Below are 14,924 nucleotides of genomic sequence, written 5' to 3'. Positions count from 1 at the left end.
CGCCCGTTTGACTCGCCCGAGTCGCCTGCCTATATGCCCCTCCGACCGCTCGCTTCGAGCACGGTCCGTCGATGCGCGGCGACGGGCCCAGGATGGAAGCGGCGTTTCCATAATCGCGACGCACGAGGTTCCCATCAAAGTAATACTTTGATGGGTGCCCAAGACCTGCAGCCGGCTCCCGGAAGGGGTGCCTTTGTGCTGCGGGCTTTTTGCGTCTCGCGGTTTCTCGCCCGCGCACGAGACATTGACGGCATGCCGCAACCCGAGCGGCGCAATACAGAGGCGACTTACCTCCATGGCAACCAAGGCGAAGGCCCCGGCTCCTACCCGCGGCAAGCAGACCGGCACCGCGAAGAAGCGCATCCGCCGCATCTTCGGCGACATCCACGAAGTTGTGCAGATGCCGAACCTCATCGAGGTCCAGCGCGAGAGCTATGAGCAGTTCCTGCGCTCGGACAAGAGCACCGGTTATGTGTCGGGCCTCGAGAAGACCCTGCGCAGCGTGTTCCCGATCCGCGACTTCGCCGGCACCGCCGAGCTCGACTTCGTCCACTACGAGCTGGAAGATCCGAAGTACGACACCACCGAGTGCCGCCAGCGGGGCATCACCTATGCCGCGCCGATGAAGGTCACCCTGCGCCTGATCGTGTTCGAGGTGGATACCGAGACCGAGACCCGCAGCGTCCTCGATATCAAGGAGCAGGACGTCTACATGGGCGACATGCCGCTCATGACCGAGAACGGCACCTTCATCATCAACGGCACCGAGCGCGTGATCGTTTCGCAGATGCACCGTTCGCCGGGTGTGCTGTTCGACCACGATCGCGGCAAGACGCATTCCTCGGGCAAGCTGCTGTTCGCCGCGCGCGTCATCCCGTACCGCGGATCTTGGCTCGACTTCGAGTTCGACGCCAAGGACATCGTGAATGTCCGTATCGACCGCAAGCGCAAGCTGCCGGTCACGGCGCTGCTCTACGCCCTCGGCCTGTCCGCCGAGGACATCCTGCATCACTTCTACGACACCATTTCGTGGGAGCGCGCGAAGGACGGCTGGAAGGTCCCCTTTAGCGCCGAAGCGTGGCGCGGCCAGAAGCCTGCGTTCGCGCTGGTCGATGCCAAGACCGGCGAGGAAGTATTCCCGGCCGGCCAGAAGATCAGCCCGCGTGCCGCGAACAAGGCCGCGAAGGACGGGCTCGAGGCGTTGCTGATCCCGACCGAGGAAATCTTCGGCCGCTTCGCCGCCAACGACCTGATCGACGAGAAGACCGGCCGCATCTGGATCGAGGCTGGTGACGAAGTCGGCCCTGACAACCTCGAGGCGCTCGACAAGGCGGGCGTCGACCGGCTCGAGCTGCTCGACATCGACGACGTCAACACGGGCCCGTGGATCCGCAACACCCTGAAGGTCGACAAGGCCGAGAACCGCGAGGAAGGCCTCGAGGCGATTTACAAGGTCATGCGTCCGGGTGAGCCGCCGACCAAGGAAACCGCCGAGGCCCTGTTCGAAGGCCTGTTCTTCGACAGCGAGCGTTATGACCTGTCGGCGGTCGGCCGCGTGAAGCTCAACATGCGCCTCGGCTTAGACGCCGAGGACACGGTGACCACGCTGCGCAAGGAAGACATCCTCGCCGTGGTCAAGGAACTGGTCGGCCTGAAGGACGGCAAGGGCGAAGTCGACGACATCGACAACCTCGGCAACCGCCGCGTGCGTTCGGTCGGCGAGCTGCTCGAGAACCAGTACCGCGTCGGCCTGCTGCGCATGGAACGCGCAGTGAAGGAGCGCATGAGCTCGGTCGACGTGTCGACGGTGATGCCGAACGACCTCATCAACGCGAAGCCCGCCGTGGCCGCGGTGCGCGAGTTCTTCGGCTCCAGCCAGCTGTCGCAGTTCATGGACCAGACCAACCCGCTCTCCGAAGTGACGCACAAGCGCCGCGTCTCGGCGCTCGGGCCGGGCGGTCTCACCCGCGAGCGTGCCGGGTTCGAGGTGCGCGACGTGCACCCGACGCACTACGGCCGCATCTGCCCGATCGAGACTCCGGAAGGCCCGAACATCGGCCTTATCAACTCGCTCTCGACCTTCGCACGCGTCAACAAGTATGGCTTCATCGAGACGCCCTACCGCCTCGTGAAGGACGGCAAGGTGTCGGGCGAGGTCGTCTACCTCTCGGCGATGGAAGAGCAGAAGCACGCCGTCGCGCAGGCTTCGGCGGAGACCAACGAGGATGGTTCGTTCGTCGAGGACCTGATCTCGGCGCGCCAGGCCGGCGAGTTCGTGATGCTGCCCAAGGACCAGATCACGCTGATGGACGTCTCGCCCAAGCAGCTCGTCTCGGTCGCCGCCTCGCTGATCCCGTTCCTCGAGAACGATGACGCGAACCGCGCACTGATGGGCTCGAACATGCAGCGCCAAGCGGTGCCGCTGGTCCGTGCCGAGGCGCCGTTCGTGGGCACCGGCATGGAGGAGACAGTGGCGCGCGATTCGGGCGCGGCCATCACCGCCGGCCGCGGCGGCGTGGTCGACCAGGTGGACGCGACCCGCATCGTCATCCGCGCGGTGGGCGACGTCGAGCCCGGCCAGTCGGGCGTCGACATCTATCGCCTGCAGAAGTTCGAACGCTCGAACCAGTCGACCTGCATCAACCAGCGTCCGCTGGTGAAGGTCGGCGACGTCGTCGAACAGGGCGACATCATCGCCGACGGTCCCTCGACCGAGTTCGGCGAGCTTGCGCTCGGCCGCAACAGCCTCGTCGCGTTCATGCCGTGGAACGGCTACAACTACGAGGACTCGATTCTGATCTCCGAACGCATCGTGAAGGACGACGTGTTCACCTCGATCCACATCGAGGAATTCGAGGTCATGGCCCGCGACACCAAGCTAGGGCCCGAGGACATCACCCGCGACATCCCGAACGTCGGCGAGGAAGCCCTGCGCAACCTCGACGAGGCGGGCATCGTCTACATCGGCGCCGAAGTGCACCCGGGCGATATCCTGGTCGGCAAGATCACGCCGAAGGGCGAAAGCCCGATGACGCCGGAGGAAAAGCTCCTCCGCGCGATCTTCGGCGAGAAGGCGAGCGACGTGCGCGACACTTCGCTCCGCCTGCCCCCGGGCGTTGCCGGTACGATCGTCGACGTGCGCGTTTTCAACCGCCACGGCATCGAGGTCGACGACCGTACCCGCGCGATCCAGAACCAGGAGATCGAACAGCTCCGCAAGGATAGCCAGGACGAGCGGGCGATCCTCAACCGCGCGACCTACAACCGCCTGAAGGACATGCTCGTCGGCCAGGTTGCCTCGGCCGCGCCCAAGGGCATCAAGAAGGGCGAAGCGATCACCGACGAACTGCTCGAAGGCGTCGAGAAGTTCGAGTGGTTCAAGTTCGCGGTCGCCGACGACGGTCGCCAGGCGCAGATCGAGGCGATCAAGGCGCAGTACGACGAAGCGGTGAAGGGCATCGACGAGAAGTTCGAGGACCGTAAGGAGAAGCTCGAGCGCGGCGACGAACTGGCCCCGGGCGTGCTGAAGATGGTCAAGGTCTTCGTCGCGGTGAAGCGCAAGCTGCAGCCGGGCGACAAGATGGCCGGCCGTCACGGCAACAAGGGCGTCATCAGCCGCATCCTGCCGGCCGAGGACATGCCGTTCCTCGAGGACGGGACCCCGGTCGACATCGTCCTGAACCCGCTCGGCGTGCCTTCGCGCATGAACGTCGGTCAGATCTTCGAAACCCACCTCGGCATGGCCGCGCGCGGGCTTGGTCAGCAGATCACCGCTGCGCTCGAAGAGTGGCGCGAGGCCAATCCTGATCCGCAGGCGGCCAAGGCGCCGACCGCGGTCGTCGAGAAGCTGAAGGAAGTCTATGGCGAGCAGTACCATGGTGACATCGACAGCCGTTCGGCCGAGGACATCGTGGAGATGGCGGGGACGCTGAAGAACGGCGTGCCGTTCGGTACCCCGGTCTTCGACGGTGCGCGCGAGGCGGACGTTTCGGCGATGCTCGAGAAGGCGAACCTGCCGACTTCGGGCCAGGTCGTGCTCTACGACGGCCGCACCGGCGAGGCGTTCGACCGCAAGGTGACCGTGGGCTACATCTACATGCTGAAGCTCCACCACCTCGTCGACGACAAGATCCACGCGCGTTCGATCGGGCCGTACAGCCTCGTCACCCAGCAGCCGCTGGGCGGCAAGGCGCAGTTCGGCGGCCAGCGCTTCGGCGAAATGGAGGTCTGGGCGCTCCAAGCCTACGGCGCCGCCTACACGCTGCAGGAAATGCTCACCGTGAAGTCGGACGACGTGGTCGGCCGGCAGAAGGTCTACGAAGCGATCGTCAAGGGTGACGACACCTTCGAGGCCGGCATCCCGGAGAGCTTCAACGTGCTCGTGAAGGAAATGCGCAGCCTCGGCCTCAACGTCGAACTCTCCTCGCTCGGCGAGGATGACGACGACGCCGACGGCTTGGCCATCGCGGCAGAGTAATGATCAGGCCGGTGTGGCGGAACGGTAGACGCACCACTCCAGTGGTCCCCGGCAACGGGGTGCGGGTTCAACTCCCAGCCGCCGGCAACTGATCGAGATACGGATTTCACCCCCAGAGGGACCGAAAAATGAACGAACTGACCAAATTCACCAACCAGATCGCCAAGCCCGAGACGTTCGACCAGATCCAGATCGGCATCGCCTCGCCCGAGCGCATCCGCTCGTGGAGCTTCGGCGAGATCAAGAAGCCGGAAACGATCAACTACCGCACGTTCAAGCCCGAGCGTGACGGCCTGTTCTGCGCGCGCATCTTCGGTCCGGTGAAGGACTACGAGTGCCTGTGCGGCAAGTACAAGCGCATGAAGTACAAGGGCGTCGTCTGCGAGAAGTGCGGCGTCGAGGTGACCGTGACCAAGGTCCGCCGCGAGCGCATGGGCCACATCGAGCTCGCCGCACCGGTCGCGCACATCTGGTTCCTCAAGAGCCTGCCGAGCCGCATCGGCCTGCTGCTCGACATGCAGCTCAAGCAGCTCGAGCGCGTTCTCTACTTCGAGAGCTACATCGTCACCGAGCCCGGCCTGACCCCGCTCGAGAAGTTCCAGCTCCTCACCGAGGACGAGCTGCTCGACGCGCAGGACGAGTACGGCGAAGACGCGTTCACCGCCGACATCGGCGCGGCCGCGGTCAAGACCATGCTGATGGAACTCGACCTCGAAGGCGAGCGCGACGCGCTGCTCGAGGAACTCGAGACCACCAAGTCCACGCTCAAGCCCAAGAAGATCATCAAGCGGCTGAAGGTCGTCGAAAGCTTCATCGATTCGGGCAACCGCCCCGAATGGATGATCCTCGAGGTGATCCCGGTCATCCCGCCCGAGCTGCGCCCGCTGGTGCCGCTCGACGGCGGCCGTTTCGCGACGTCCGATCTCAACGATCTCTATCGCCGCGTGATCAACCGCAACAACCGCCTGAAGCGCCTGATCGAGCTGCGCGCGCCGGACATCATCGTCCGCAACGAAAAGCGCATGCTGCAGGAAGCGGTCGACGCGCTGTTCGACAACGGCCGCCGCGGTCGCGTCATCACCGGCGCCAACAAGCGTCCGCTGAAGTCGCTGTCCGACATGCTCAAGGGCAAGCAGGGCCGCTTCCGCCAGAACCTGCTCGGCAAGCGCGTCGACTATTCGGGCCGCTCGGTCATCGTGACCGGGCCGGAACTCAAGCTGCACCAGTGCGGCCTGCCCAAAAAGATGGCGCTCGAACTGTTCAAGCCGTTCATCTACGCCCGCCTCGACGCCAAGGGTCTGTCGATGACCCTCAAGCAGGCGAAGAAGTGGGTCGAGAAAGAGCGCAAGGAAGTCTGGGACATCCTCGACGAAGTCATTCGCGAGCACCCGGTCCTCTTGAATCGCGCTCCGACGCTCCACCGCCTCGGTATCCAGGCGTTCGAGCCCGTCCTGATCGAGGGCAAGGCGATCCAGCTGCACCCGCTCGTCTGCTCGGCCTTCAACGCCGACTTCGACGGTGACCAGATGGCCGTCCACGTGCCGCTTTCGCTGGAAGCCCAGCTCGAAGCGCGCGTGCTGATGATGTCGACCAACAACATCCTCTCGCCAGCCAACGGCAAGCCGATCATCGTACCTTCGCAGGACATGGTCCTTGGCCTTTACTACCTGTCGATGGACCGCGAAGGCGAACCCGGCGAGGGCATGATGCTGGCCGACATGGCCGAAGTGCACCAGGCGCTGCACGTCGGTGCGGTCACGCTGCACTCGAAGATCGTCAGCCGCGTTCCGCAGACCGACGAGAACGGCAAGGAGTACATGCTCCGCGTCGAGACCACGCCGGGCCGCATGCTGATCGGCGAGTGCCTGCCGAAGCGGCACACGGTCCCGTTCGAGGTCGTCAACCGCCTCCTCACCAAGAAGGAGATCGGGGACGTCATCGACCAGGTCTATCGCCACACCGGCCAGAAGGACACGGTGCTGTTCGCCGACGCCATCATGGCGCTGGGCTTCCGCCACGCGTTCAAGGCCGGCATCTCGTTCGGCAAGGACGACATGATCATCCCCGACAGCAAGGCAGGCATGATCGAGGAAGCCAAGGCGCTGGTTGCCGACTACGAGCAGCAGTACCAGGACGGCCTGATCACCCAGCAGGAAAAGTACAACAAGGTGATCGACGCCTGGAGCCGTACCGGCGACAAGGTGGCCGACGCGATGATGGACGAGATCCGTGCGCGTCCCAAGGACGAGAACGGTCGCGAGAAGCAGATCAACTCGATCTACATGATGTCGCACTCCGGCGCGCGTGGCAGCCCGGCGCAGATGAAGCAGCTTGCGGGCATGCGCGGCCTCATGGCCAAGCCCTCGGGCGAGATCATCGAGACCCCGATCATCTCGAACTTCAAGGAAGGCCTGACCGTCCTTGAGTACTTCAACTCGACCCACGGCGCCCGCAAGGGTCTCGCGGACACCGCGCTGAAGACGGCGAACTCGGGTTACCTGACCCGCCGCCTCGTCGACGTGTCGCAGGACTGCGTGATCGTACAGGACGACTGCGGCACCGAGCGTGCGCTCGAAATGCGCGCCATCGTGCAGGGCGGTTCGGTGATCGCCTCGCTTGGCGAGCGCATCCTCGGCCGCACCACTGCGGAAGACCTCGTCAACGCCAAGACCGGCGAAGTTATCGTCAAGGCGGGCACCCTGCTCGACGAGCCGATGGTCGCCGCGATCGAGGCTGCCGAAGTGCAGTCGGCCAAGATCCGTTCGCCCCTCATCTGCGAGGCCGAACAGGGCGTCTGCGGCACCTGCTACGGGCGCGATCTCGCCCGCGGTACTCCGGTGAACATCGGCGAGGCCGTCGGCGTCATCGCGGCGCAGTCGATCGGCGAGCCTGGCACCCAGCTGACGATGCGGACCTTCCACATCGGCGGTGCGGCGCAGCTCAACGAAACCTCGCACCTCGAGGCGATCTCGGACGGCCGCGTCGAATACCGCGACATGCCGACGATCGTCGACAAGCGCGGCCGCATCCTCAGTCTCGCCCGCAACGGCGAGATCGTGGTGATCGACGCCGAGGGACGCGAGCGCGAGCTGCACCGCGTGCCCTACGGTACCGTGCTGATGCACAAGGACGGCGACACCGTGAAGATCGGTGAGCGACTGGCCGAGTGGGACCCGTTCACCCTGCCGATCATCACCGAGCAGTCGGGTATCGTGCGCTTCCAGGACCTCGTCGACGGCGTGACCATGGAAGAGCGCGTCGACGACGCCACGGGCATCGCCCAGCGTGTCGTGACCGAGCTGCGCGCGTCGAGCCGCAAGAAGAAGGACGACCTGCGTCCGCGCCTCACCCTGCTGGGCGAGGAAGCGGGCAAGAAGGGCGAAGAGACCGAGGCCCAGCGCTACATGCTGGCGCCCGGTACCTCACTCTCGGTCGAGGACGGCCAGATGGTCGAGGCGGGAGACATCCTTGCCCGTGCTTCGCGTGAAGCCGCCAAGACCCGCGACATCACCGGCGGTCTGCCGCGCGTCGCCGAACTGTTCGAGGCACGCATGCCCAAGGACGTTTCGGTGATCGCCAAGATCTCCGGCCGGGTCGAATTCGTCCGCGAGTACAAGGCCAAGCGCAAGATCGCGATCGTGCCCGAGGAAGGGGATCCGGTGGAATACCTGATCCCGAAGACCAAGGTCATCGACGTGCAGGAAGGCGACTTCGTCAAGAAGGGCGACACGCTCATCTCGGGCTCGCCGAACCCGCACGACATCCTCGAGGTTATGGGGATCGAGAGCCTGGCCGAGTATCTCGTGAACGAGATCCAGGAGGTCTATCGACTGCAGGGCGTGAAGATCAACGACAAGCACATCGAGGTGATCGTTCGCCAGATGCTGCAGAAGGTCGAGATCACCAACGGTGGCGACACCGTGCTGCTGCCCGGCGAGCAGGTCGACCGCGAGGAGATGGACGAGATCAACAGCAAGCTGGCCAAGGGCAAAACGCCCGCGACCGGTACGCCTGTGCTGCTCGGCATCACCAAGGCCTCGCTCCAGACGCGCTCGTTCATCTCGGCCGCTTCGTTCCAGGAAACCACCCGCGTGCTCACGCAGGCGGCGGTCGAAGGGAAGAAGGATTCGCTGATCGGGCTCAAGGAAAACGTCATCGTCGGCCGCCTCATCCCGGCGGGAACCGGCGCGGGCATGAACCGCATGCGCATCGCGGCCAGCAGCCGCGACGCCGCGCTGCGCGCCGCCTGGCGCAAGGCGCAGGAGCACCTCATCATGGCGAATACCGCCGAAGAGGAGCATGCGGCCGAGCTCGAGCAGGGGCCCGAAGCAGCGATCGGCGACGATCCGCTGGCCGTGATGGAGGGTGAGACCCACGGCACCGATGCCGATGCGGGCGACTACCTGCAGCAGTCGGACGAGGCACCGGTCGAGGACGCCGAGACCGAAGAGTAAACCTCTTCGCCTATCTTAAAGGAGGCCCCGACGGAGCGATCCGGCGGGGCCTTTTTCTTACGCCGTCATCGCACCCGCAGGTCGGATTGCGGTTTGAGCACGCCCGCCCGCATGACGTGGGTCAGCGAGCGGAACGCCTTTATGTCCTTGCGCGGATCGTCCGCGAGGACGAGGAGGTCCGCTTCTTTGCCGCGCTCGAGCGTGCCGGTCGCCTCGCCCAGTCCGATCGCGCGTGCGGCGGCGCCGGTCGCGGCGACGATGATCTCGGTGGGCGTCATTCCCGCCGCCTGCATCGCCTCCATCTCCCAGTTTACCGAGGGTCCGTGCAGCGTGAGCGGATTACCCGCGTCGGTCGCGAGCACGATGCGCCCGCCCGCGTCGCGCACCGCGCGCAGGTTGCCCGCCATGACATAGGCTTCGCGCCCGACCGCTTCGAACCGGCGGGCGAAGGGCGTGACCTTGCCGCCCCAGTCCTTGAGAAAGGCGGCATGGAGAGCCTGAGGCTTGCCGATGCGTTCCATTATCGCGGTGTCGGCGCACCGGTTGGGATCATCGATTGTCGCCGCTTCTCCGGTCGCAATCGAAAGCGTCGCCCGCGACCAGTTGCGGCCGACCACCAGCGTCGGTGCGTAGGCCGCGTCGTTTGCCTTGAGCAGCGACAGGAACTCCGCATCGACCGGCGCATCCTCGACGCTGTGCACGAGCAAGTGCGCGCCTGCGCGCAAGGCCATCTTGGCATTGCGAAGCTCGGTCGCGTGGACGATCAGGGGAAGCCCCGCCGCGCGCGCCGCGGCGCCGGTTTCCATGAGCAGCGCGTCGAGCTCGTCCTCGCGGCCCTTCGGCGGATCGAGATACCAGACCTTGATCGCCGCCGCCCCCATCGCCTTGAGCCGCGCGACGTCGGCGCGAACCTGCGCGGCGCTTTCCATCGGCAGGAACATCGGCTCGTCCTTGAGAGAACCGTAGGCGTAGAACTCGTTGCGCCCGCCATGCGTGATCAAGGGTCCCGCGGCACGCACGTGCGCCCGGTCGGACCGGTCGGTGTCGCGCGTCTGCGGTCCGGTGACGGTCCACGGCGCGCCGCCGGTATCGAGCACCGCGGTCACCCCGCTGCACAGGTAGGAGCGGTGCCATCGCCCCGGATCGGCGCGGAGAGCGGCCACTGTGGCTTCATAGGGATAAACGGCCTTGTCTTCGAGCCCGTCCGGGCGCCCGTCGATCCAGCCGGTCTGCGCGAAATGGACGTGCGCATCGACGAGGCCAGGGGTGACGAACTTGCCCGCCACGTCGATACGCCTGGTCTTGCGGTCTAGCGGGCATTCGGTCGCGCTGCCGACGCAGGCCAGGCGGCTTCTGTCGATCACGACCACGCCGTTCTCGATCGTGCGGCCCGTCCCGTCGATAATGGTCCCGCCGACGAGGGCCTCGCGCGCGGAAAGAGGCCCGCCGGCCAGCAGGATGGCGGCGGCGACGATCGACCTCATTTGCATGGCTTTACTCCCCCGGCTGCACCGGAATTCCGGCGACAACCGGATCATGCCCCCAATGGGCGAGGAGGCGCAATACGTCCGCGCCGGCAAGCCCGATGGTACCGGTGTTGCGTAAGGGATGGACGTTCATCCGCTCCGCTGCAGCCAGCCCTGCGTCGAGCACGACCGTCACGGTTCCGGGCGCCGCGTTGATCATGGCGAGCGGCGTCACCGAGCCCGGTAGAATGCCGATCAGACGCTCCATGTCTTCGGCCTTGGCAAAGCTGACCCGCTTGCTGCCGATGGCCGTGGGGAGGGCCTTGAGGTTGACCCGGGCTTCGGCAGGGACGGTCACCAGCCAGAATGCGCTGGCGGTATCCTTCAGGAAGAGGTTCTTCGTGCTTTCGCCGGGCCAGTCGCGCTCGATCGCGCGGCTTTGCTCGACGGTGTAGACGGCGGCGTGCTCGTGCGACGCATGCGCGATGCCGAGCGCGGCAAGGTCTGCCAGCAGGCCGGCCTCGCCGCGCATCTGTGGTATCAGGACTGGATGCGGTGCAACGCGCAGAGCTTGTTGCCGTCCGGATCGCGCAGGTAGGCCAGGTACATCTTCACCGCGCCGCCATCGCGCACGCCCGGCGGATCCTCGATGGCCGTACCGCCGTTCGCGACGCCCGCCTCGTGCCAGGCATCGGCTTGCTCGGGAGTCATGGCGAAACCGATGGTGCAGCCGTTTCCGGCGGTCGCTTCCGCGCCGTCGATCGGCTTGGTGACCAGAAAGATGCCGCCGTTGTGCAGGTACACGAGCCGGCCCTTCGGATCGACGCTGCCCTCGCGCCCGCCCATTGCCTTGAACGTCGCATCGTAGAACTTCTTCGACCGGTCGATGTCGTTCGATCCGACCATCATGTGGCTGTACATTCGGCTCTCCTGGTAACTCGGTTGCGACTTGCTACTCGTATCGGCAAGCGGCCGCGCGTCAATAGACCACGACGCTGCGGATCGATTCACCTGCGTGCATCAGGTCGAAGCCCTTGTTGATGTCCTCGAGGCTCAGCACGTGGGTGATCATGGGGTCGATCTGGATCAGCCCGTCCATGTACATGTCGACGATCTGCGGAACGTCGGTCCGGCCCTTGGCCCCGCCGAACGCGGTCCCGCGCCAGTTGCGACCCGTGACGAGCTGGAAGGGGCGCGTCGCGATTTCCTTGCCCGCCTCGGCCACCCCGATGATGATCGAGGTGCCCCAGCCGCGATGGCAGCATTCCAATGCGGTGCGCATGACCTCGGTGTTGCCCGTGGCATCGAAGCTGTAGTCGGCCCCGCCGTCGGTCAGCTCGACAATCTTCGCGACGGTCTCATCGCGGCTCATACCCTTCGTGTTGAGGAAGTGGGTCATGCCGAAGCGGCGGCCCCATTCCTCGCGCTCGGGATTGATGTCGATGCCGAGGATGACGTTCGCGCCTGCGAGCTTCGCACCTTGGATTACGTTCAGGCCGATCCCGCCGAGGCCGAACACGACGACGTTGTCGCCCGGCTGGACTTTGGCGGTCTTGGTCACCGCGCCGACCCCGGTGGTCACTCCGCAGCCGATGTAGCAGCTGGTCTGGAACGGCGCGTCTTCGCGGATCTTGGCGACGGCGATCTCGGGAAGGACGGTGAAGTTCGAGAACGTCGAGCAGCCCATGTAGTGGTAGATCGTCTGCCCCTTGTAGCTGAAGCGCGAGGTGCCGTCGGGCATCAAGCCCTTGCCCTGCGTCGCGCGGATCGCCGTGCAGAGGTTGGACTTGCCGCTGAGGCAGGTTTTGCACTTGCCGCATTCGGGGGTGTAGAGCGGGATGACGTGGTCGCCCGGCCTGACCGAGGTCACCCCCGGCCCGACCTCGCGCACGATTCCCGCGCCCTCGTGCCCCAGCACGCTGGGGAACAGACCCTCGCTATCGAGCCCGTCGAGCGTGTAGGCATCGGTATGACATATACCGGTCGCCATGATCTCGACCAGCACCTCCCCTTCCTTCGGGCCTTCGAGATCGAGTTCGACGATCTCCAGCGGCTTCTTGGCTTCGAAGGCAACGGCGGCGCGGGTCTTCATGCTGCGTGAACTCATGGTAGCGGACGGGAAGGCAACCGCTCGCACCGCGTGAACGGAATGGCAAGCTTGCGCGCGCTAGCCTTTGCGGATGATCGATCGCCGCACCGCCATCGCCACCCTTGCCGTGGCTTCGACCTTGGGGTGGTGCGCGCCGCGCGGCGGAGGAGAGGCAGGCGGCTTGCCGCCCCTCGATTTGCCGGTGGATGACACGCCAGCGGACAAGGAGGCGGTCCGCCGGTTCCGCGCGTGGCAGAAAGAGAATGCGCTTCCGGCGATCTTCCTCGAGCCTGTGGGTCCCGCGTTGTCCACACCCGGCGGATCGCGAATCGGCGGGCCGGTCTGGCTGCCGGCGGGGGAAACCTGGCCCGCAGACGCCAAAGGCGTGCCGATGACGTTCCTCGGGCAAGTCGATTTCGCGAGCTTGCCTCGTCTAGAAGACTACCCCGAAGCGGGCGTGCTGCAATTCTTCATCGGGCACGACATATATTTCGGCGCCGATCTCGATCGCCCGGAAGGCGGGAGCTTCCGGGTGCTGTGGAGACCTGCACTCGACGGTCCCGGGGCGATGCATCTTGGCAAGGTGCGCAACGATCCGAGGCACAACTTCGACCCGAATTCGCCGCTCGAACCACGATCGGTGACGACGGGTTACCGGTTGGCCGGCCGCGCCGGAGTGCACGAACCGACGATCAACGACTGGCGGTTTCATCGCGATCTGCGGGACATCGCGGAAGGGCGCGGCCGCGGCGGGGTCAACCGACTGGTCAACGCGCAATTCACCGCCCGGCCCGAACGCCATCACATCGGCGGGAATCCCGAATTCACGCAGGACGACTGGCGCGGGACGCCCGCGTACAACGATTACGACCGCGTGCTCCTCAACCTGTGGAGCGATCGCACGGTCATGTGGGGCGACATGGGGCAAGGCCAGTTCATGATCCGTCGCGCGGACCTGCTGGCGCGCGACTTCAGCCGCGTCGCCTACCAGTGGGATTGCAGCTGACGCCTACCCTTCGTGCACTGTCTTGGTGACCATGCAGGTGAGCACGCCCTCGCGCCCGTCCTCGCTGCCGTAGCCCGACCACTTCACCCCCCCGAATGGCGCATCCGCAGCGGACACGCCGCCCGTGTCGATCGCCAGCATGCCCGCTTCGACCTCGGCCGCGAGGCGGCGGCGACGCGCAGGGTTCTGGGTCCAGGCATATGCCGCCAGGCCATAGGGCAGCCGGTTGGCTTCCTCGATCATCGCATCCTCGCCCGCCATGGAGTTGAGAATGGCAACGGGTCCGAAGGGCTCCTCGTTCATGATCTCGGCCCCGGTCGGAACCTCCGCGAGCACCGTGGGCGCATGGAACCAGCCCTGGTTGCCGATGCGTTCGCCGCCCGCGAGCACCTTTGCCCCGTGCGTTTTTGCATCGCCGATCATGCTCTCCATGCGCTCGAGCCCGCGCGGGCTGGCCATCGGGCCCATGTCGATATCTTTCTCGAAGCCGTTGCCGACCTTGAGCGCCTTCGTCCGCTCGACGAACCCGTCGCGGAACTTCGCGAAAACGGGTTCTTCCACGAGGAATCGTGTCGGGCTCACGCAGACCTGCCCGGCGTTGCGGAACGCGTTCGCGGTCATCGTGTCGAGTGCCTTGTCGATATCGCTGTCGGCAAAGACGAGGACCGGGGCATGTCCGCCGAGTTCCATCGTCGCGATCTTGAGATCGTCTGCGGCGAGTTTCGCCAGATGCTTGCCGACCGCAGTCGAGCCGGTGAAGGTCACCTTGCGGATGACCGGGCTGGCAAGGAGGTGCCGACTGACCTCGTCGGGGACGCCGAACACGCATTGCACTGCCTCGCCGGGTACTCCGGCATCGATCAGCGCCTGGACCATCGCCAGCCCGCCCGAGGGGGTTTCTTCCGACGGCTTGACGATCGTCGAGCAGCCCGCGGCAAGCGCGCCGCCGATCTTGCGCATGACGTTGAGCGCCGGAAAGTTCCACGCAGCGAACCCGGCGACCGGGCCGACCGGGTGATACTGGACCTCCACCCGGCTGCCTGCCGGACGCACCAGCGTGCGGCCATAAAGCCGCTTGATCTCGCCCGCGTAGAATTCGAGCAGCATCGCGCAGTAGACCGTCTCGCCGATCGCTTCCTTGACCGGCTTTCCCTGTTCGCGCGTGATACTCGCGCCGATGTCCTTCGCGCGTTCACGGATCAGGCCGGCGGCCTTCATCAGCACGGCGCTGCGCTGGTCGGCGGGAGTGTTTCGCCACGTCTTGAACCCGCGTGCTGCCGCGTCGAGCGCGCGGTCGAGATCGGCGGTCGTGGCGTGGACCACGGTGCCGATGGCCTCGCCGGTCGACGGGTCGAGCACGTCGGCCACTTCGCGGCCATCTCCACTCAGGGTTTCGCCGGCGATCGACAGGGGCACTTGGGTCATTCGGACA

At 65.7% G+C, this 14,924-nt stretch carries 8 protein-coding genes and 1 tRNA gene; 4 read left to right on the top strand and 5 right to left on the bottom strand.

Translation table 11 applies throughout. The features are described 5' to 3' along the window. The first annotated feature begins 295 nt into the window (after positions 1 to 295). The 3 genes from rpoB to rpoC all read left to right on the top strand — a co-directional run bounded on the left by rpoB (position 296) and on the right by rpoC (position 8,931). Positions 296 to 4,477 carry a DNA-directed RNA polymerase subunit beta gene (rpoB, locus tag A6F68_RS00870; protein WP_067675018.1) on the top strand — a complete coding sequence of 1,394 codons (4,182 nt, stop codon included), beginning with the start codon at positions 296 to 298 and terminating at the stop codon, positions 4,475 to 4,477. 7 nt (positions 4,478 to 4,484) lie between these two features. Next, a tRNA-OTHER gene (locus tag A6F68_RS00865) sits at positions 4,485 to 4,564 on the top strand. Between the two features lie 41 nt (positions 4,565 to 4,605). Then, entirely contained in the window at positions 4,606 to 8,931 is a 4,326-nt protein-coding gene (gene rpoC / locus A6F68_RS00860; protein ID WP_067675015.1) for a DNA-directed RNA polymerase subunit beta', read from the top strand. Positions 8,932 to 8,996: 65 nt separating this feature from the next. On the opposite strand, the gene A6F68_RS00855 is transcribed toward rpoC, so the two are convergent. Genes A6F68_RS00855 through A6F68_RS00840 form a run of 4 tightly spaced genes read right to left on the bottom strand, consistent with a single transcriptional unit; the run spans position 8,997 to position 12,489 of the window. Then, positions 8,997 to 10,415, bottom strand: a complete 1,419-nt coding sequence (locus A6F68_RS00855; RefSeq protein ID WP_067675012.1) for an amidohydrolase family protein — start codon at positions 10,413 to 10,415, stop codon at positions 8,997 to 8,999. Between the two features lie 10 nt (positions 10,416 to 10,425). Beyond that, positions 10,426 to 10,929, bottom strand: a complete 504-nt coding sequence (locus A6F68_RS00850; RefSeq protein WP_067675009.1) for a prolyl-tRNA synthetase associated domain-containing protein — start codon at positions 10,927 to 10,929, stop codon at positions 10,426 to 10,428. 8 nt (positions 10,930 to 10,937) lie between these two features. Beyond that, positions 10,938 to 11,318, bottom strand: a complete 381-nt coding sequence (locus A6F68_RS00845) for a VOC family protein (protein ID WP_067675007.1) — start codon at positions 11,316 to 11,318, stop codon at positions 10,938 to 10,940. A 58-nt stretch (positions 11,319 to 11,376) separates the two neighbouring features. Beyond that, entirely contained in the window at positions 11,377 to 12,489 is a 1,113-nt protein-coding gene (locus tag A6F68_RS00840; protein ID WP_067675004.1) for an S-(hydroxymethyl)glutathione dehydrogenase/class III alcohol dehydrogenase, read from the bottom strand. 88 nt (positions 12,490 to 12,577) lie between these two features. On the opposite strand from A6F68_RS00840, the gene A6F68_RS00835 reads away from it, so the two are divergent. Further along, positions 12,578 to 13,492: a YwqG family protein gene (locus A6F68_RS00835; protein WP_067675001.1), complete on the top strand. Its 915-nt coding sequence runs from the start codon at positions 12,578 to 12,580 to the stop codon at positions 13,490 to 13,492. 3 nt (positions 13,493 to 13,495) lie between these two features. On the opposite strand, the gene A6F68_RS00830 is transcribed toward A6F68_RS00835, so the two are convergent. After that, on the bottom strand, positions 13,496 to 14,917 hold the full coding sequence (locus tag A6F68_RS00830; RefSeq protein WP_067674998.1) for an NAD-dependent succinate-semialdehyde dehydrogenase: 1,422 nt from the start codon (positions 14,915 to 14,917) through the stop codon (positions 13,496 to 13,498). Positions 14,918 to 14,924: the final 7 nt, after the last annotated feature.

The sequence above is a fragment of the Tsuneonella dongtanensis genome (assembly GCF_001698205.1).
GTDB lineage: Bacteria > Pseudomonadota > Alphaproteobacteria > Sphingomonadales > Sphingomonadaceae > Tsuneonella > Tsuneonella dongtanensis.
This window is presented reverse-complemented; position numbering and strand designations above follow the sequence as displayed.

Coding starts and splice junctions, on each gene's coding strand:
- rpoC (WP_067675015.1), top strand. CDS start 4,606: ATGAACGAACTGACCAAATTCACCAACCAGATCGCCAAGCCCGAGACG.
- A6F68_RS00835 (WP_067675001.1), top strand. CDS start 12,578: ATGATCGATCGCCGCACCGCCATCGCCACCCTTGCCGTGGCTTCGACC.
- A6F68_RS00850 (WP_067675009.1), bottom strand. CDS start 10,929: ATGCGCGGCGAGGCCGGCCTGCTGGCAGACCTTGCCGCGCTCGGCATC.
- rpoB (WP_067675018.1), top strand. CDS start 296: ATGGCAACCAAGGCGAAGGCCCCGGCTCCTACCCGCGGCAAGCAGACC.
- A6F68_RS00855 (WP_067675012.1), bottom strand. CDS start 10,415: ATGAGGTCGATCGTCGCCGCCGCCATCCTGCTGGCCGGCGGGCCTCTT.
- A6F68_RS00830 (WP_067674998.1), bottom strand. CDS start 14,917: ATGACCCAAGTGCCCCTGTCGATCGCCGGCGAAACCCTGAGTGGAGAT.
- A6F68_RS00845 (WP_067675007.1), bottom strand. CDS start 11,318: ATGTACAGCCACATGATGGTCGGATCGAACGACATCGACCGGTCGAAG.
- A6F68_RS00840 (WP_067675004.1), bottom strand. CDS start 12,489: ATGAAGACCCGCGCCGCCGTTGCCTTCGAAGCCAAGAAGCCGCTGGAG.